The 19556-nt window shown below is 35.8% G+C and carries 12 protein-coding genes and 1 tRNA gene; 11 read left to right on the top strand and 2 right to left on the bottom strand.

Annotation, left to right across the window (positions count from 1 at the left end; all coding sequences use genetic code 11):
• Positions 1 to 17: 17 nt before the first annotated feature.
• The 10 genes from fusA to ACE38O_RS04025 all read left to right on the top strand — a co-directional run bounded on the left by fusA (position 18) and on the right by ACE38O_RS04025 (position 15047).
• Positions 18 to 2093 carry an elongation factor G gene (gene fusA, locus ACE38O_RS04070; RefSeq protein ID WP_374698333.1) on the top strand — a complete coding sequence of 692 codons (2076 nt, stop codon included), beginning with the start codon at positions 18 to 20 and terminating at the stop codon, positions 2091 to 2093.
• A gap of 11 nt (positions 2094 to 2104) precedes the next feature.
• Complete coding sequence (gene tuf / locus ACE38O_RS04065) at positions 2105 to 3277, top strand: elongation factor Tu (protein WP_374698332.1); 1173 nt, start codon at positions 2105 to 2107, stop codon at positions 3275 to 3277.
• 13 nt (positions 3278 to 3290) lie between these two features.
• Positions 3291 to 3363: transfer RNA gene (locus ACE38O_RS04060), tRNA-Trp, on the top strand.
• 19 nt (positions 3364 to 3382) lie between these two features.
• Positions 3383 to 3583: a preprotein translocase subunit SecE gene (gene secE / locus ACE38O_RS04055; protein ID WP_205517846.1), complete on the top strand. Its 201-nt coding sequence runs from the start codon at positions 3383 to 3385 to the stop codon at positions 3581 to 3583.
• On the top strand, positions 3573 to 4409 hold the full coding sequence (gene nusG, locus ACE38O_RS04050; RefSeq protein WP_374699081.1) for a transcription termination/antitermination protein NusG: 837 nt from the start codon (positions 3573 to 3575) through the stop codon (positions 4407 to 4409). Before secE ends, nusG begins: the two co-directional genes overlap by 11 nt.
• 2 nt (positions 4410 to 4411) lie before the next feature.
• A complete protein-coding gene (locus ACE38O_RS04045; RefSeq protein ID WP_374698331.1) occupies positions 4412 to 4852 on the top strand; it encodes a 50S ribosomal protein L11 in 441 nt (146 codons plus the stop codon).
• Between the two features lie 4 nt (positions 4853 to 4856).
• Entirely contained in the window at positions 4857 to 5510 is a 654-nt protein-coding gene (gene rplA / locus ACE38O_RS04040; RefSeq protein ID WP_374698330.1) for a 50S ribosomal protein L1, read from the top strand.
• A gap of 12 nt (positions 5511 to 5522) precedes the next feature.
• Positions 5523 to 6041 carry a 50S ribosomal protein L10 gene (rplJ, locus tag ACE38O_RS04035; protein WP_374698329.1) on the top strand — a complete coding sequence of 173 codons (519 nt, stop codon included), beginning with the start codon at positions 5523 to 5525 and terminating at the stop codon, positions 6039 to 6041.
• Positions 6042 to 6067: 26 nt separating this feature from the next.
• Positions 6068 to 6469: a 50S ribosomal protein L7/L12 gene (gene rplL / locus ACE38O_RS04030; RefSeq protein WP_253307301.1), complete on the top strand. Its 402-nt coding sequence runs from the start codon at positions 6068 to 6070 to the stop codon at positions 6467 to 6469.
• A 58-nt stretch (positions 6470 to 6527) separates the two neighbouring features.
• A complete protein-coding gene (locus ACE38O_RS04025; RefSeq protein WP_374698328.1) occupies positions 6528 to 15047 on the top strand; it encodes a DNA-directed RNA polymerase subunit beta/beta' in 8520 nt (2839 codons plus the stop codon).
• On the opposite strand, the gene dusB is transcribed toward ACE38O_RS04025, so the two are convergent.
• Together dusB and ACE38O_RS04015 are read right to left on the bottom strand one after the other, a co-directional pair.
• Positions 15035 to 16009, bottom strand: coding sequence for a tRNA dihydrouridine synthase DusB (gene dusB / locus ACE38O_RS04020; RefSeq protein WP_374698327.1), 975 nt, complete (start codon positions 16007 to 16009; stop codon positions 15035 to 15037). The two genes, ACE38O_RS04025 and dusB, sit on opposite strands and share 13 nt — an antisense overlap.
• A 5-nt stretch (positions 16010 to 16014) precedes the next feature.
• Positions 16015 to 17949, bottom strand: coding sequence for a Ulp1 family isopeptidase (locus tag ACE38O_RS04015; RefSeq protein ID WP_374698326.1), 1935 nt, complete (start codon positions 17947 to 17949; stop codon positions 16015 to 16017).
• Between the two features lie 304 nt (positions 17950 to 18253).
• On the opposite strand from ACE38O_RS04015, the gene serS reads away from it, so the two are divergent.
• Positions 18254 to 19531, top strand: a complete 1278-nt coding sequence (gene serS / locus ACE38O_RS04010; protein ID WP_374699080.1) for a serine--tRNA ligase — start codon at positions 18254 to 18256, stop codon at positions 19529 to 19531.
• The last annotated feature ends 25 nt before the right edge of the window (positions 19532 to 19556 follow it).

Raw genomic sequence — 19556 nt, 5'->3', positions numbered from 1 at the left:
AGCTAATTAATTGTGATATGGAAATTGGAATATCTAAATACAGAAATATAGGAATAATGGCTCACATAGATGCTGGTAAGACTACCACAACAGAGCGTATTTTATTTTATACTGGCAAGCAAAATAGAATTGGTGAAGTGCACGATGGGGCAGCTTCTATGGATTGGATGGAGCAGGAAAAAGAGCGTGGTATTACAATCACATCTGCTGCAACAACATGTTTTTGGAATGATCATAGAATCAATATAATAGACACTCCTGGTCACGTTGATTTCACTATTGAAGTTGAGAGATCTTTGAGGGTTTTAGATGGTGCAGTTGCTGTATTTGATGGAGTTGCTGGAGTTGAGCCTCAATCTGAGACAGTTTGGCGTCAGGCTGATAAATATAGCGTTCCTCGTATCTGCTTTGTTAATAAGATGGATAGAATAGGGGCAAATTTTTATCGATGTGTCGATATGATAAAGACGAAGCTTGGTGCAGCACCTTTAGTCATTCAGTTGCCAATAGGAAGTGAGAAAGATTTCAAAGGTATAATTGACCTTATTTCTATGAAAGCCATTATATGGCAAGAAGAAACGTTGGGTGCTAAATTTTCTTATGAAGATATTCCTTCTGATTTGCTTGACAAGGCTCAAGAATATCGAAATCTTTTATTAGATGCTGCAGCTGAGATGGATGATGAAGCGATGAATACTTACTTTGAGTCTAATGATCTGCCAGTAGATTTACTGAAAAAATGCGTGAGAAATGGAACCATCAAAGGAAAATTTGTTCCTGTATTATGTGGATCAGCTTTTAAAAATAAAGGCGTACAACCACTTTTAGATGGTGTGGTTGACTTTTTACCTTCTCCTATTGATGTTGATGTAATTGTTGGAACTGATCCTAAAGATTCAGAAAAGAAAATTGAGGTCAAACCTTCAGAAAAAGAGAAATTCGTTGCTCTTGCGTTTAAAGTGATGACGGATAAGTTTGTAGGCAGCTTGACGTTTATTCGTATTTATTCCGGTAAGTTAAAATCCAAATCCGCTGTGTTAAATGCGGGAAAAAATGAGACTGAAGGAATTGGCAGAATGTTGCTTATGCATGCAAATAACAGAGAAGATATAACTGAAGCTAGTGTCGGGGATATAGTTGCTTTAGTTGGACTAAAAAAAACGACCACCGGCGATACTTTGTGTTCAGTCGATTGCTCTATATTGTTAGAACGCATGGAATTTCCTGAGCCCGTTATTGAAATTGCCGTGGAACCTAAAACCACTGCAGATCAGGAAAAATTGGGCATTGCTCTCAATAGGTTGGTAGCAGAAGATCCTTCTTTGAGGATGTCAGTAAATGCAGAAAGCGGTCAGACTATATTAAAAGGCATGGGCGAGCTGCATCTTGAAATTATTGTTGATAGAATGAAGCGTGAGTTTAATGTTGAGGCTAACGTGGGTGCTCCTCAAGTTGCATATCGTGAAACTATCACTAAATCTGTTGAAATTGATTACACTCATAAAAAACAATCAGGTGGTGCTGGTCAGTTTGCTAAGGTTAAAATAAAATTTGAACCTCTTGAGCCTGGTTCTGGTTTTCAGTTTGAAAGTAAAATTGTAGGCGGTGCTATTCCAAAAGAGTATATACCTGGAGTGCAAAATGGCTTAGAGTTGATAAAAGAAGGTGGTATAATTTCCGGCTTTCCATTGATTGATTTTAAGGCTACTCTTCTTGATGGTGCTTTTCATGATGTTGATTCTAGTCCTTTGGCTTTTGAACTTGCTGCTAAAGGTGCTTTTAAGGAAATGGCAAATAAAGCTGGTCCAAAAATGCTAGAACCTATAATGAAAGTTGAAATCATCACTCCTGAAGAATATATGGGTGATGTTATGGGCGATATAAATAGCAGAAGAGGCAGTGTTGCTGATATGCTGGATTTAGGTAATAATAGCAAAATAATTACTGCTTCGGTTCCTCTTGCGAATATGTTTGGTTATATAAATGTTTTGCGTTCTATATCTCAGGGAAGAGCTCAGTATAGTATGCATTTTTCTTGTTATGAACAAGTACCACAATATGTGGTTGATGAGTTAAAGTTAAAGTATAATTAAGGGTAATAATTATGACAGCAGTAGTGAAAGCATTTGGAAAGCCGCATGTAAATGTGGGAACAATAGGACATGTGGATCATGGGAAGACAACGTTAACAGCGGCGATAACAAAGCATTATGGAAATTTTGTAGCGTACGATCAGATAGATAAGGCGCCAGAAGAAAGGAAAAGGGGGATAACGATAGCAACAGCGCATGTTGAGTATCAGACGGAAAAAAGGCATTATGCACACGTTGATTGTCCTGGACATGCTGATTATGTAAAGAATATGATAGTAGGTGCAGCGCAGATGGATGCGGCGATATTGGTAGTGTCGGGGGTTGATGGGCCAATGCCACAAACGAGAGAGCATATATTGCTAGCGAAGCAGGTAGGTGTTGGATATATCGTGGTGTATATAAATAAAGCTGATGTTGCTGATGCTGATATGATAGATTTGGTAGAAATGGAAGTGAGGGAATTGCTGAATAAATACGGATTTCCAGGGGATGAAGTGCCTGTGGTAGTGGGGTCTGCATTGAAAGCGCTGGAGGATGACAGTAGCGAATATGGAAAGAAATCAATAGATAAATTGATGGAAAAGTTAGATGAGTATGTGGCGGTTCCACCAAGACCTGTGGATTTACCATTTTTATTGCCAATCGAGGATGTATTTTCGATATCGGGGCGAGGAACAGTGGTAACAGGAAGGATAGAGAAGGGAGAGATAAAGACGGGTGATGAGATAGAGATAATAGGTCTGAAAGCAACACAAAAGACGATATGTACAGGTGTTGAGATGTTTAAGAAGTTGCTAGATAAGGGAAGTGCAGGACTCAATGTAGGAATATTGCTAAGAGGGACAAAAAGAGAAGAAGTAGAGAGAGGGCAAGTATTAGCAAAACCGGGGACGATAACGCCGCATAGAAAGTTTAGGGCGGAGGTTTATATATTAAAGAAAGAGGAAGGAGGAAGGCATACACCATTTTTTGCGAATTACCAGCCACAGTTTTATTTAAGGACAACGGATGTAACTGGGAGCATAAAATTGCTAGATGGGAAGGAGATGGTAATGCCAGGAGATAATGTGAGTGTAGAAGTAGAATTGCAAGTACCGATAGCAATGGATAAGGGATTGCGTTTTGCGATAAGAGAAGGCGGTAGAACTGTTGGTTCTGGTGTTGTTTCTGAAATTTTGGAGTGAGAGTTTGAGTTATAGGAGTGTAGCTCAATTGGTAGAGCGCTGGTCTCCAAAACCAGAGGTTGTAGGTTCAATTCCTATCGCTCCTGCATTAATGTTGTGGTGAAAATGTTAAAAAGTTTGTGTGTTTTTTTCTATGATATAAAGCAAGAAATACGAAGAATTGCTTGGGTAAAGAAACAGGAGGTGTTGTCATCTCTATTTGTTGTGATGATTGTTATATTATGCTTTTCGATTTTCTTCTGTTTTGTGGATTTTATGTCTCTTTACGTAATTAAGGCTTTATTTGGAATTATTTATGGAATGTGAATATAAATGGTATATCATTAGAGTTGATTATGGATATGAGCAAAATATACGCGAATTGGTAAGTAATGCTGTTTATTTTAAGGAAGTGTTTATTCCTTATCAAACGGTATGTAATTCAAAGTCTGATATAAAAGAGTTATGTGAAGTGTATGTATATATGCATCTATGTGATGAAAGCAAAAATATTTTGAATCAAACGCCTGGATTCTGCAGTGGCAAATCTGGTGATTTTGAGATAATTTCAGATGATGAGATAAGTTTAAAGTGTAAAGAATTTAATAGATATAAATGGTATATCTTGAGAGTTGCTTCCAATTGTGAAGAGAAAGTGCGCCAACATATATTGGAAAATTCTATGAGATTGAGTGTTAATGGTTACTTTAAGGAAGTTTTTATTCCATATGAAGAGCTAAGTGAAGTAGAGTTGAAATCTAAGAAAATTGCTACACGAAGGAAATGCTTTCCTGGTTATGTCTTTTTATACGTGAATTTATGCGATGAAGTATTGAATTTTATCAATAATATACCAAAATCTCTTAAGGTTTATGGGTTTTTGAAAAATGGTAATATTCCAAAGGTGATTTTGGACGATGAGATTCACTCAATGTGTAATGCACTTTATAATGCTCAAGAGACAAAGAAGTTAGGTTATGATTATGAAAAAGGTGAAAAAGTGAAAATTAATGATGGTCTTTTTCAAAATTTTACTGGTAAGGTAAATATGGTAAACGATGAGAAAAAAATTATTAATGTGGAAGTATCAATTTTAGGCAAGCCGACAATAATAGAGCTTGATCTGGCTCAAGTAGAGAAAATAGAGGATTAATTATGAGTGTTATAGTTCCTAAGATTAACTTACTTATGGAAGCTGGGAAAGCAATTCCAGGACCGAAAATTGCTTCAGTACTTGGTCCACGTGGTATATCTGTTCCTAAGTTTTGTGAAGCTTTTAATAAAGTTACTAGCGCTGCTAACGCTAATTATAAAGTAGGCGATTTAGTAACAGTGCGAATTTCCATAAAGGATGATCGCTCTCATGATTTTACTGTCAGCGGTCCACCTGTGGCTTATTTACTTAAGCAGGAGGCTAAATTAAGTAAAAGTTCTGGTAATCCTGGTAAAGAATTAGTGGCTAAATTACCTATGTCTGCTATAATTAAAGTGGCAAAGTGCAAGATGGTTGATATGAAAGTGGATAATGAAGATTCAGCAGTGAAAATGGTTGTAGGCACTGCAAAATCTATGGGTATAGAAGTTGTGGAAGGTTAGGTAAATGAATACATATAATGATAATCCTAAGCAGTGTTTGAAGAAGATTATTGAGTCTGCTTCAGCAAAATTTAATGAATCAGTTGATATTGCAGTCAATTTAGGCGTAGATTCACGTAAATCTGAAGAGCAGGTGCGTGGTACAGTAGTTTTGCCTAAAGGTATCGGGAAGAATATTAAAGTAGCTGTTTTCGCTCAAGATAAACATTTATTAGAAGCTGAAAAAGCTGGCGCTGATATTGCAGGAGGAGAGGATTTAGTTGAAGAAATAAAAAAAGGTAGAAAATTAGATGTTGATTGGTGCATTACTACTCCTGATTTTATGGCAAAAATCACTCCTATTGCAAAAGTATTGGGTGCTAAAGGGCTGATGCCTAACCCTAAATTTGGTACTGTGACTTCTAACATTGCAGAAGCTATTAAAACCATTAAGTCTGGTCAGATAAAATTTAGAACAGATAAAAATGGTGTTATTCATGGTAAATTAGGAAATATTAAATTTGATATTGATGACTTGCTAGAAAATTTAAAAGCCTTTCTTAAAGTAATTAAAGATAATAAACCTATTTCTGTGAAAGGAATTTACTTTAAGGGTGTTTTTTTAAATTCAACTATGGGTGAAGCTTATAAGATAAGCAAAGTGGAAGATATAATTTAAGGGAGTGATACCGTGAAGCGTAAAAATAAGGATGAATTTATACAGAGCACAATAAACGTATTTGTAAATAATGATTTCTTGATATTAGTAAATTTTAAATCTATAAATGCTAATGATTCATTAACTCTGAGGAATAGCCTGAAGTCTATAGCAGGTGGGGTATTAGTAGTTAAAAACACTCTAGCGCGCTTGGCTTTGGAAAGGACTGGTAAATTTTCTTATTTATCAGGCAAATTTTCTGGTTCTGTTGCTATTATATACTCTAGTGGCATAGTAGAAGCTGCAAAGTTAATAGTTGATTTTATTAATGCTAACAAAGAAAAAATGTCTGTGATTTGCGCGGCTCATATAAATGAATTGTTAACAGTGGAAGATGTTAATAAACTGGCTAAGTTGCCTTCTCTGGATGAATTGCGTGTTAAAATTATGCGTTTAATATCTTATGATATTCCTACTCGATTGGCGTTGTCTATTAATTCATCTTCTATGAGGCTTATGAGAGTTTTGGATTATTATAGTTCTAAAAAATAAATTTGTTGTTAAGTAAGGTGGTAATTATGAGTAATGTAACAAGTGATTTGGTTGATAAAATATTATCTTTAAACCTATTAGAGGCTTCTGAACTTGTAAAAGTTCTAGAAGAGAAAATAGGGTTGCCTGCTGGTTCTTTTCTTGGTGGGGCTGTTGGTGCTGGGGCGCCTATTAGTGATAATGCTGCTGCTCCTGCTGCTCAAGAAAAAGCTGAGTATAAAGTTGTGATTAAAGAAATTGATGCGAGTAAAAAAATAGGAGTTATTAAAGCTGTGAGAGAAGTTAATTCTACATTGGGTTTAAAAGAAGCAAAAGAGTTGGTTGAATCTTTACCTAAAGATTTAACTGCTAATGTTCCTAAAGACGAAGCAGAAAAAATCAAGCAAAAACTTATTGAAGCAGGAGCAACTAAAGTGGAGCTTGAATAATATTTAATGTATTAATTTTATATTGATATAGCTCTTTTAATTAGTTTGGGGTATTTTAATGGTTGATTCTTCTTATATGTACACTTCTGGTGCTTTTGTTCCTAGAGTTTCTTATTCTAGGTCGATTGATTTAAAAGATTCTTTATTGGATTTGGTTAAGGTTCAAAAAGAATCGTATGATTCATTTGCTCCTAAGAATAAGGGTAATGAAAGACTTGAAGTTATCTTTCATACAATCTTTCCAATAAATGATCCTTTGCGTAGGGCTACTATTGAGTTTATAAGTTGTAGGGTAGATGATCCTAAGTATGATGAATCTGAGTGTATAAAGCGTGGTGTAACTTTTTCTGCTCAGGTTATTGCTTCTATACGTCTTGTTGTTATGCAGGATGGTATTTCTCTTGATGAATATAAATCGATTAAAGAGAGTGGAGATCATTCTAAACTTGCAACCGTTGTAAAATCTATAGAAGAGCAGGAAGTCCACTTTTGTGGGTTGCCTATGATGACTGATAAGGGCACTTTCATCATTAATGGTGTAGAAAAAGTTATTGTCTCACAAATGCATAGGTCTCCTGGTGTATTTTTTGATAGCGATAAGGGAAAAACTTACAATTCTGGTAAATTGATCTATTCTGCTAGAATTATTCCTTATAGGGGTTCTTGGCTTGATATTGAATTTGATGTTAAAGACCATTTGTATTTTCGTGTTGATAGAAAAAGAAAATTGCCAATCTCAGTTTTGTTAAAGGCGTTAGGTCTATCAAATAATGATATACTCGATAGATTTTATGAGAAAATAAAGTATGTAAAACATAAAGATGGTTGGAAAGTGCCTTTTGTTCCTGATAAATTTAAAGGAGTGAGGTTGCCTTTCGACTTAATGGATATTGAAGGTAATGTGCTGCTTAAAGCTAACGTTCGTATTACCTCAAGACTAGCTAAAAAGCTATATGATAATGAATTGAAAGAGTATCTGGTTCCTTTTAATTCTATATGTGGTTTATTCCTCGCAGAAGATTTAATGGATAGTGCTAGCTCTACGAAAATTTTATCTGCTGGTGAATCTATAAAGCTGGAAGACATAAAGAAGCTTGAGTTATTGTCTGTGGATGAAATATCAGTATTGAACATAGATAATGTATCTGTTGGACCTTATATATTAAATACGCTTTTCTTAGACGAAAACATGTCTTATCAGGATGCGCTATATGAAATATATAGAGTTTTGCGTCCTGGTGAAGTTCCTGTTTTAGAGATAGTAGAGGAGTTTTTCCGTAATCTTTTCTTCAGTCCGGAATATTATGATTTGTCTAACATTGGTAGGTTGAAGCTTAACTCTTACCTTGGATTAAATTATGATGAGGATTTAACTGTTTTAACGTATGAAGATATTATTGAAATTGTAAAAAAAATAGTATTGTTACGTGACGGTCAAGGATCTGTAGATGATATTGATCATTTAGGAAACAGAAGAGTAAGATCAGTTGGAGAGTTTATAGAAAATCAATTTAGAACTGGGTTGTTGAAATTGGGACGCGCAATAGTTGATTCTATGTCCACTTCTAGTTTAGATAAAGTTTCTCCATCTGATTTTATTAATCCAAAAGTGTTAACTAATGTCTTAAGAGATTTCTTCAATTCTTCTCAATTATCTCAATTTATGGATCAGACTAATCCGTTATCTGAAATAACACATAAAAGAAGGTTGTCCGCGTTAGGTCCTGGCGGTTTAACAAGAGAACGGGCAGGATTTGAAGTGCGTGATGTTCATCCAACTCATTATGGAAGAATTTGCCCTATTGAGACTCCTGAAGGGCAAAATATAGGGTTAATCAATAGTTTAGCTATATACGCGCGTATTAATAAATATGGTTTCATTGAAAGTCCTTATAGAAAAGTAGTTAATAGGGTTGTTACTGATCAAATTGAGTATCTGTCTGCCATAGATGAAGGTTTATATTATATAGCTGATACCAGCGCAAAGCTCGATGAAAATAATTGCTTTGTTGATGATATGCTATACTGTAGATATGCTAGTAGTTTCATTATGGTAAGTAGTGATCAGGTGAGTTACATTGACGTATCTCCTAAGCAGGTAATATCAGTTGCGGCTTCCTTGATTCCATTTTTAGAAAATGATGATGCTAATAGAGCATTAATGGGCTCAAATATGCAACGTCAGGCCGTACCTTTATTGAAGCCTACCGCTCCTCTGGTTGCTACTGGTATGGAGTCTTTTGTAGCTTCTGGCTCTGGTGCTGTAGTTTTAGCAAAACGCGATGGCATAGTTGATAGTTCTGATAGTAACTCTATAGTTATACGTGCTTTTGATAAAGAAAGGGTTAACTACTTGGACGTAGATATTTATCATCTAAGGAAATTTCAGCGTTCTAACCATAATACTTGTATTAATCAAAGACCGCTAGTGTGCGTAGGTGATTATGTTAAAAAGGGTGCTGTAATAGCTGATGGTCCTGCAATTAACAGTGGTGAGTTGGCGCTTGGTAAAAATTTGCTAGTCGCTTTTATGTCTTGGCAAGGTTATAATTTTGAAGACTCTATTATTATTTCTAGTGAAGTTGTTAAAAAAGATCTCTTTACTTCTATTCATATAGAAGAATTTGACTGTGTTGTACATGATACCCCTTTAGGATCAGAAAAAATAACTCGTGCTATACCTGGTGTTAATGAAGAAAATCTATATCACTTGGATGATAGTGGTATAGTGAAAATTGGTACAAGAGTTGGTCCAGGCTATATTCTGGTAGGTAAAGTTACACCTAAACCTTCTCTTTCATTGCCTCCTGAAACGAAGTTATTAATGACAATTTTTGGTGAAAAGTCATTCGATTGTGCGGATTCCTCTTTATATACATCTCCAGATGTTGAAGGGACAGTAATTGATGTACAAGTCTTTACACGTAGGGGGGTTGAAGAAAATGAAAGGGCATTACTCATCAAACAAAAAGAGGTAAATGACTTTGAGGAAGAGCGAGATTATATAATCAATGTTACTAGTGAATATTTCTATGATGAACTGAAGAAACTTCTTATTAATTCTGGTTCTCAAGATCGAGAAAAATTTGACTCTATTGAACGTGAGCAATGGTGGGGTATAGGATTAAAAAATCAATCCATTTCTGAGCAAGTTAAGAGCTTAAAAAAAGATTTTGATGAAAAAGTATCACATGCAATAGCACAGTTTAAGCGAAAAGTAGAAAAATTACATGAAGGTTATGACTTGCCTCAAGGTGTGTCGATGTCAGTAAAAGTTTTCATTGCTGTGAAACATAGTCTGCAACCAGGGGATAAAATGGCTGGTAGACATGGGAATAAAGGTGTGATCTCTCGAGTTGTGCCAGTGGAAGATATGCCTTATTTGGAAGATGGTACTCCTGTTGATATTATTCTTAACCCTCTTGGTGTTCCTTCACGAATGAATGTAGGGCAAATACTGGAAACGCATGTAGGTTGGGCTTGTAGAAAATTAGGGGAAAGGGTAAGTAATATTCTCGATGGGATCAATAAAATCAAAAGTGCTTTTTGCAAGGGAATTAGGTCCCTTAACGATGATAATTTTACACAATTTGCAGTAGCATACCTTGACAATAAAAAAATTAAAAATATTGATGATGATGAAATAATGGCTTCTGTTTTAAATACACCTAATAAGAATGCACTAAATGACGAGTTGAATGCGTTAGTAGAGAACTATTTGAACTCTTGTAAAAGTTCATACAGCAATTTACGTAATTTCCTGATTGAGGTTTATAGCTATGGTAGTAACGTATCTATCTGTAATGATATTCGTAATATTAGTGATAATAATCTCATTGAATTTGCACGTAAATTACGTGATGGCGTTCCTGTTGCTGCACCTGTATTTGAGGGTCCAAAAGATGAACAAATAGCAAAATTATTTGAACTTGCTGGTTTGGATAACTCTGGACAAGCTGTATTATATGACGGTTGTAGTGGTGAAAAATTCGACCGCAAGGTTACAGTTGGTTACATGTACATGCTTAAGTTGCACCACTTGGTTGATGGTAAAATTCATGCGCGTTCAGTAGGTCCTTATAGTTTGGTTACTCAACAACCTCTAGGAGGAAAATCTCATTTTGGTGGTCAGCGTTTTGGTGAAATGGAATGTTGGGCATTACAAGCCTATGGTGCTGCTTATACTTTGCAGGAAATGTTAACTGTGAAGTCTGATGATATTAATGGTAGAGTTAAGATTTACGAATCGATAATAAAAGGTGACAGTAATTTTGAATGTGGAATTCCTGAATCCTTTAATGTGATGATAAAAGAACTACGTTCTTTATGTTTAAATGTAAATTTAAAGCAAAATGATGTAGTGATTGAAGATATATCTCACACTAACATTGCACAACCTTTTAATGAGGTTAGCATATCGATTGCTAGCCCTGAAAGTATTAAGCGTATATCTTGTGGTGAGATAGAAGATGTTTCAACTGCAAATTATCGTACGTTCAAAGTTGAGAAAGGTGGATTATTTTGCCCTAAGGTTTTTGGCCCTGTCAATGACGATGAATGTTTATGTGGAAAATACAAAAAAAGAAGACACAGAGGTCGCATATGTGAAAAATGCGGAGTAGAAGTTACATCTTCTAAAGTAAGAAGAGAAAGGATGGGTCATATAGAGCTTGCATCTCCTGTTGCTCATATATGGTTTTTGAAATCGCTTCCTTCAAGAATTGGAGCATTATTGGATATGTCTCTCAGAGATATTGAGAATATTTTATATAGCGATAATTATATCGTGATAGATCCTCTTGTTTCGCCTTTTGAAAAAGGTGAGATTATTAGTGAAAAAGCTTATAATGAAGCTAAAGATAGCTACGGGATCGATAGTTTTGTAGCTATGCAAGGTGTTGAAGCTATAAGAGAGTTGCTAACGCGCCTTGATTTACATGAAATTAGGAAGGATTTAAGACTAGAATTAGAGTCTGTTGCTTCTGAGATAAGAAGAAAGAAAATTATAAAGAGATTGCGTATTATTGAAAACTTCATTAAATCTGGAAATAGGCCTGAGTGGATGATACTTACAACTATACCTATTTTACCACCTGATTTGCGTCCTTTGGTATCGCTTGAAAGTGGTCGTCCTGCAGTTTCTGATCTGAATCATCATTATAGGACTATTATTAATAGAAATAACAGGTTGAGGAAATTGTTGAGCTTAAATCCTCCTGAGATTATGATTCGTAATGAAAAAAGGATGTTACAAGAAGCGGTTGATTCTCTTTTTGATAATAGCCGTCGTAATACTCTGGTAAATAAAGCTGGTGCTGTTGGATATAAAAAGTCCATTAGTGATATGTTAAAAGGAAAACAGGGTCGTTTTCGCCAGAACCTCTTAGGAAAAAGGGTAGATTACTCTGGACGTTCTGTAATAGTTGTTGGTCCAACTTTGAAACTAAATCAGTGTGGATTACCAAAAAGAATGGCTCTTGAACTATTCAAACCTTTCGTTTACTCAAAGCTTAAGATGTATGGTATGGCTCCAACTATTAAGTTTGCTAGTAAGTTGATAAGAGCAGAAAAACCAGAAGTTTGGGATATGCTTGAAGAGGTAATAAAAGAGCATCCTGTTTTGTTGAATAGAGCGCCTACGCTACATAGACTTGGTATTCAGGCTTTTGAGCCAATCCTTATTGAAGGCAAAGCAATACAGCTTCATCCGCTTGTCTGCACAGCGTTTAATGCTGATTTTGATGGTGATCAAATGGCAGTGCATGTGCCAATTTCATTGGAAGCTCAGCTTGAAGTTAGGGTGTTGATGATGTCCACTAATAACGTTTTAAGTCCTTCTAATGGCAGACCAATTATAGTGCCTAGTAAAGATATAGTACTTGGTATATATTATCTCACTTTACAAGAACAAATTAATAATGAAGATGATTTGCCATCTTTTGGCGCTTTTTGTGAAGTTGAGCATTCTTTGAGTGATGGTACTTTACATATTCATTCTAGTATAAAGTATAGGATGGAGTATATTAATAGCAGCGGTGAAACTCACTATAAAACTGTTTGTACAACTCCTGGCCGTTTAATATTATGGCAAATTTTTCCTAAGCATGAGAATCTAGGCTTCGATCTAATAAATCAGATATTAACAGTCAAGGAAATAACTGGTATAGTTGATTTAGTATATCGTAACTGTGGTCAAAGTGCTACAGTGGCATTTTCTGATAAATTAATGGTACTTGGCTTTGAGTATGCCACATTTTCTGGTGTTTCTTTTGGTCGTTGTGATATGGTTATACCTGAAACTAAAGCCACACATGTTGATCACGCGAGGGGTGAAATTAAGAAATTCTCTATGCAATATCAAGATGGGCTAATAACTAGAAGTGAGAGGTACAACAAGGTTATAGATGAATGGTCTAGGTGTACGGATATGATAGCCAATGACATGTTAAAAGCAATATCTATATATGATGAAAATAGTAAGTACAACTCAGTGTATATGATGGTTAACTCTGGTGCAAGGGGCTCTACTTCACAGATGAAACAGCTAGCAGGAATGCGAGGGCTCATGACCAAGCCTTCTGGTGAGATTATAGAAACACCTATAATTTCTAATTTTCGTGAAGGATTGAACGTATTTGAGTACTTTAATTCTACTCACGGTGCGCGTAAAGGTTTAGCTGACACTGCGCTTAAAACTGCAAACTCTGGATACTTAACTCGTCGTTTGGTTGATGTGTCTCAAAATTGCATAGTTACAAAGCATGACTGTAAAACAAAAAATGGTCTTGTCGTGAGGGCTACAGTTGAAGGAAGTACTATAGTTGCATCCCTAGAGAGTGTTGTGCTGGGTAGAACAGCTGCAAATGATATATATAACCCAGTGACAAAAGAATTATTAGTAAAAGCAGGGGAATTAATTGATGAGGATAAAGTAAAGCAAATCAGCATTGCAGGTCTTGATGCTGTAAAAATTAGATCGCCTTTAACTTGTGAAATAAGTCCTGGTGTGTGTTCTTTATGTTATGGAAGAGATCTTGCATCTGGTAAAATTGTTTCAATAGGTGAAGCAGCTGGTGTTATAGCTGCTCAATCTGTTGGAGAGCCAGGTACTCAGTTAACGATGCGTACTTTCCATATAGGTGGGGTAATGACTAGAGGTGTTGAATCCTCGAATATTATAGCTTCTATTAGTGCTAAAATAGAGTTAAACAATAGTAATATAATTATAGATAGAAACGGAAATAAAATTGTGATAAGCCGTTCCTGTGAAGTCGTGTTGATTGATAGCCTTGGTAGTGAGAAGTTGAAGCATAGTGTACCTTACGGTGCTAAACTTTATGTGGATGAGAGTGGGTCAGTAAAAATTGGCGATAAAGTTGCGGAATGGGATCCTTATACATTGCCTATTATCACGGAGAAGACAGGTACAGTATCTTATCAGGACTTAAAAGATGGAATTTCGATCACTGAAGTGATGGATGAATCTACAGGAATATCAAGCAAAGTAGTAAAAGACTGGAAATTGCATTCTGGTGGAGCTAATTTACGTCCTCGTATTGTGCTGCTTGACGATAATGGTAAAGTAATGACACTCGCAAGTGGCGTTGAAGCATGTTATTTTATACCAATTGGTGCAGTGCTCAATGTACAAAATGGCCAGAAGGTTCATGCAGGTGATGTTATTACAAGAACACCAAGAGAGTCAGTTAAAACTCGTGATATTACTGGTGGTTTACCGAGGGTTATAGAGTTATTTGAAGCACGTCGTCCTAAAGAGCATGCTATTGTTAGTGAGATAGATGGCTATGTAGCGTTTTCTGAAAAAGACCGTAGAGGAAAACGCAGTATATTAATTAAACCTGTAGATGAACAAATTTCTCCAGTTGAATATTTGGTATCAAGAAGTAAGCATGTAATAGTCAATGAAGGTGATTTTGTACGTAAAGGCGATCTATTGATGGATGGTGACCCTGATCTCCATGATATTTTACGTGTGCTTGGGTTAGAAGCTTTAGCACACTATATGATTTCTGAAATACAGCAAGTTTATAGATTGCAGGGTGTTCGTATAGACAACAAGCATTTAGAGGTGATCTTAAAACAAATGCTACAAAAAGTGGAAATTACTGATCCTGGTGATACTATGTACTTGGTTGGCGAAAGCATTGACAAGCTGGAAGTTGATAGGAAAAATGATGCTATGAGTAACTCTGGCAAACGGCCTGCTCATTATCTTCCTATTCTGCAGGGGATTACTAGGGCAAGTCTTGAAACTAGCTCCTTTATTTCTGCTGCCTCTTTCCAAGAGACAACAAAAGTACTTACAGAAGCAGCATTCTGCGGGAAGAGTGATCCTTTAAGTGGATTAAAAGAAAATGTTATAGTAGGAAGATTAATTCCTGCTGGTACAGGTTTGATTATGAATAAGATCAGAGCACTTTCACTTTGTGATAATGTAGATAAATATGAAAAATATTTTGATATTGAAACTTATGACGAGAAATGGTTGATGGATAATGGTTGTCATTTACACTCTGGTGAGGAAGAGAGCGTAGTGGCATATGATCAGTCGAATTGAGTACAGCTAGTTTGACCAAAAAAGCCAACAATATTTTCTTTCACTTCTGTGCTATCTGTCATGTTATTTACTCTCATGCGAAATTCAGATGAGCTTTGAAGCCCGCTACTGTACCAACCTATGTGTTTGCGGGCCATCTTTATTCCTGTGTCATTTCCATAGTACTCAAGAATATTGTCGTAATGCTCGAGTATGATGCTTAATCTCTCTGAAGCTGTTGGCTCAGAAGTTTCACTTCCACTGAGAAAGTTCATTGCTTGATTAATCAGCCAAGGTTTACCGTAGGCACCACGACCTATCATCACTCCGTCTGCTCCAGATTCTTTGAGAGCATTCTGAATATCATTTAAATTTTTAATATCGCCATTTACTATAACTGGAATTTTCACTTGCTCTTTAACATTTCTAACGAATTTCCAATCTGCTTGGCCGTTATAGAGCTGTGCCCTCGTTCTTCCATGCACAGTGATCATTTTTGCTCCTAAATCCTCGGCAATTTTCGCAAGTCTCGGTGCATTGCGATTTTCATCGTTCCATCCAGTGCGCATTTTCACCGTAACTGGCACATTCACTGCTTTGACTACGGCCTCAATTATCTCAGCGGCTTTTTTCTCATCGCGCATTAGTGCTGATCCTGCATAACCGTTTACAACTTTTTTAACAGGACAACCGAAATTTATATCTATTATTTTTGCTCCCATATCCTCGTTGAGCTTTGCAGCCTCTGCCATTACATCCGGCTCGCATCCAGCAAGCTGCACAGCAGTTAATTCATCGACTTTTGCTTTTTGCAGACTCTGACGAGTTTGCATAATCATGGCTCTGCTTGCAATCATTTCTGAGACTAACAAACTTGCACCAAGTTTCTTCACAATACTTCTAAATGGATAATCAGTCACTCCAGACATTGGAGCTAAGATTACCGGGGAATCAATCGTCAAACTTCCTATTTTGAGGGACATACATTCTATGTGTTCAAACCTAATGCATTCACACATGTTGCTGCAGTATTTTGTACAGCCGAACTTACTTTTTCCATAAGAGAAGGCTCTACCTCTACTATCTCAGCTCTCTCGTAATGACCAGGTTTTAAGTATATTGTTTCTTGTCTTTTATCACCCCATAATTCACTATTTCTTTGATAAACTTCTACACTGCTTGTATTTAAATTAGACACTTCTATTATTTCTGGATTTGGTTCAAATACTGTATGCACATTATTACCATTATTTTGATGATGAACTGTAATCTCAATATCGGCTAAAGAAGCCAAAATAGGAATTTCTTCGATAAAAACACAATAGGATCCACGTATTGCTTCTCGATAAGCCTTATAAACGCTTTCGTCATTAATAAATGAATCTTTTATAACGTTAGGGTCATATGTATTACCATACTCCCTTTTACTGAGGGTAGGATTCAATATTAATGCACAAGACTCAAGATCTTCTGCGATATCATTATATAACCTCTCCCTATTTTCTTCTTTAAGTAAGTCTTCAACACTGAGTAAAGTTTTTTGGTCTCTCGGAAAGGCGATATTACGCTTATTACGCTGGTTAATAGCTCTTTCTATTACTGGATATATTACTTTTCTGAAATCACCATCATCACGAAAGTTTTTTACAATTTCTTCTTTTAATTTCTCAGTTTTACTGTCAGCTTCCTTGATTTTGTTATTTGTCTGTTCAACCAATCGTTTTATTTCATCTGATTTGCCAGTTAAATCTTGTGGCCTGTCTAAGAACATAGTAAAAACTGTCTGCATCTGCTTAATTAAAGCATTGCTCATCTTGTAATCATCTAAATGTTCAAATTGACTTAAAAATTTGTGCCACTCTAATCTCATTTCTTGTGCTTTTTCAGCCCTATATGTGCCAGAATTATTTTGACCAAATACAGAATGGAAAAAGCAATTATTTCCAGCTCCCGCAGTATTATATGTAACAATTTTTGTTTGCTTACTTTCTACTGAATCTAAACTTACTCCGCTATCTTTACGACTTATATTTCCTGGACCACCTATTGGCGCATTACCTCTGCTTTGCTTATCATTTTTCAACGCTTCTGCAAGCTCTTTTCTCTTCTTTTTCAATTCTTTTTTACTAGGCTTGTATTTTAATAACTCTGCATTAATTTCATCAAATGATTTGCCTACTTTCAGCATATCTGTAATTTTCTTAGCATTTTCTAAGGCAAATATTCCACAATTATGAGTATCAGTTTGTTGTTTAGTTTTAGATATTTCAACATTACTGCTGTCTATTTCTAGAGTTTTCTGTAATACACTTGATGTTTCACTTGGCAATGTATTACCAAATGAATCGCAATAGTAAGCTCTAAATTGATTGTTATTTGAGTCACGTGCAATGACCAGTGTTACCCAATGATTCCCATTTAAATTAACGATTGAAGTGAACACTAAATTACTATCCTCTCGTTCTACATTTTTATATTCTTGTAACCCTACCTCTAGAGAGGAATTATCAGAGCAAGCAAAGTACACCCCTTTAGAAGTATCTTTTAAGCCCTTTCTATTTTTATACGCTGTCCATTTGTAGCAAGCCTCTGCAATATCTCTAATATCAGTAGTAGTTAATTTGTAATTATAGTTCTCTTCTTTCTCTGTTTTATGTAAAAAAGAATTATTATCTATAGCTTTTTCCAATGTAATAACACCACTATCCCTATCTGGAGTTTTTGGCCTTTCTTGATTTTCTTCAGGTTGTTTTTGTAATTCTTGTGGCCTAATCTCTGCTTCCTTACTCTTTTCTTCCTTTGAAGCTCTTTTTCCATTAATATAACCCTTCGCTAAGTAAAATAAAGGTTCAACAACCATTTTGTATGCTACTGTAAGAATTATTCCCATTAAAACCCAAACTACGGGGTTAGAGATGAGCATAGCAAGTGGAAAAGTCAATAGAGGGAATCCTATTACCGCTCCTAAACAGCCAGCAGCGAATGTGGCTACTAGGAGTATACAAGTAGCGCGGATAACAAATTTTCCACCAGCGAAGTCAGTGCTCTTTTTAAATTGATTATATTTTTCTGTGATGCTCAACATACTATATCTTATGAACGCTAAGTTAATTAATTTTAACAAATTCTAACAAAAAAATCAACCATAATAATTTTAGTAGTATGAGAAAATATTGAATATTAAGAGCTTTTGAAGTACAGTAATAATGTTAGTAATAGCACAATATATGCACGATATAGAATATATACGCAAAAACCCTGAAGGATTTGAAAAGGCAATGAAAAGCAGGGGGATAAGAGAGTTTACTGCAAAAGAGGTATTAGAAATTGATCACGAGAAAAGGTCATTAACCACTAAATTGCAAGATTTAAATAGGCAGCGCAATGAAATCACAGAGGAAATAAAGAAGCTTAAAATGAGCAAGAGCCCTTGTAAAGAGCAAATAGAGTTGTCAAAAGACATCACGAATGAGATAGAGGCAATTAGCTTAAAGGAACAAGCAGAAAAGGATAAGTTAGTGAATGTTTTATCTAACTTGCCGAATATTCCTGCGCAAGATGTGCCAATAGGTGCAGATGAGAGTTCTAACTTAGAAGTTAGAAAATACGGAGAAAAAAGGCAATTTGATTTTACAGCAAAATCTCATTATGAACTCGGAGAAAAGTTAGGTTTAATGGACTTCGAACAAGCGGCGAGAATTTCCGGATCAAGATTTGCGATATTAAAAGGACAGTTAGCTAAGCTTGGACGAGCGCTAATAAATTTTATGCTTGAAATGCATGTTAATGAATTTGGCTATACTGAGGTGTATCACCCAGCTTTAGTGAAAAACGAGGCGATGTATAACGTTGGTCAGCTACCGAAATTTTCTGACGATTCGTATTTAACTACCGACGAATTGAGGTTGATTCCCACAAGTGAAGTGTTTTTAACAAATTTGGTTGCTGATAAAATAGTAGAGGAAAAAGAACTGCCTATTCGTTTTACTGCGTATTCAGAGTGTTTTCGTAAAGAAGCAGGCAGCGCAGGGCGAGACACGAGAGGCATGATAAGGCAACACCAATTTGGTAAAGTGGAATTGGTGAGTATCACAACTGAAGACCAATCAAATGATGAACTTGAGCGCATGACGAGTATTGTTGAAGAGATATTAAAAAAACTAGAATTACCGTATAGAGTAATGCTACTCTGTAGTGGTGATATGGGTTTTGCTGCACAAAGGACTTATGACATAGAGGTATGGTTACCTGAGCAAGATAAATATAGAGAAATATCAAGCTGCTCAAATTGTGGTGCATTTCAAGCAAGAAGGATGAACGCTAAATACTCTTCAGAAACTGATAAAAAGATGAAAAAATATATTCACACTTTAAACGGCTCAGCTTTAGCTATAGGAAGAACGATTATTGCCATAATGGAGAATTATCAAAATTCTGACGGGTCGATTGCAATACCAAACGTGTTGCAAAAATACATGAGTAATGATACTGTTATAAGCAAATAATAATTTTGACATATAGAAAAGCGAG

The organism is Wolbachia endosymbiont (group B) of Limnophora tigrina (genome assembly GCF_964263235.1).
Classification (GTDB): Bacteria; Pseudomonadota; Alphaproteobacteria; order Rickettsiales; family Anaplasmataceae; genus Wolbachia.
The sequence above is the reverse complement of the archived record's forward strand: the minus strand, read 5'-3'. Positions and strand labels throughout refer to the sequence as shown.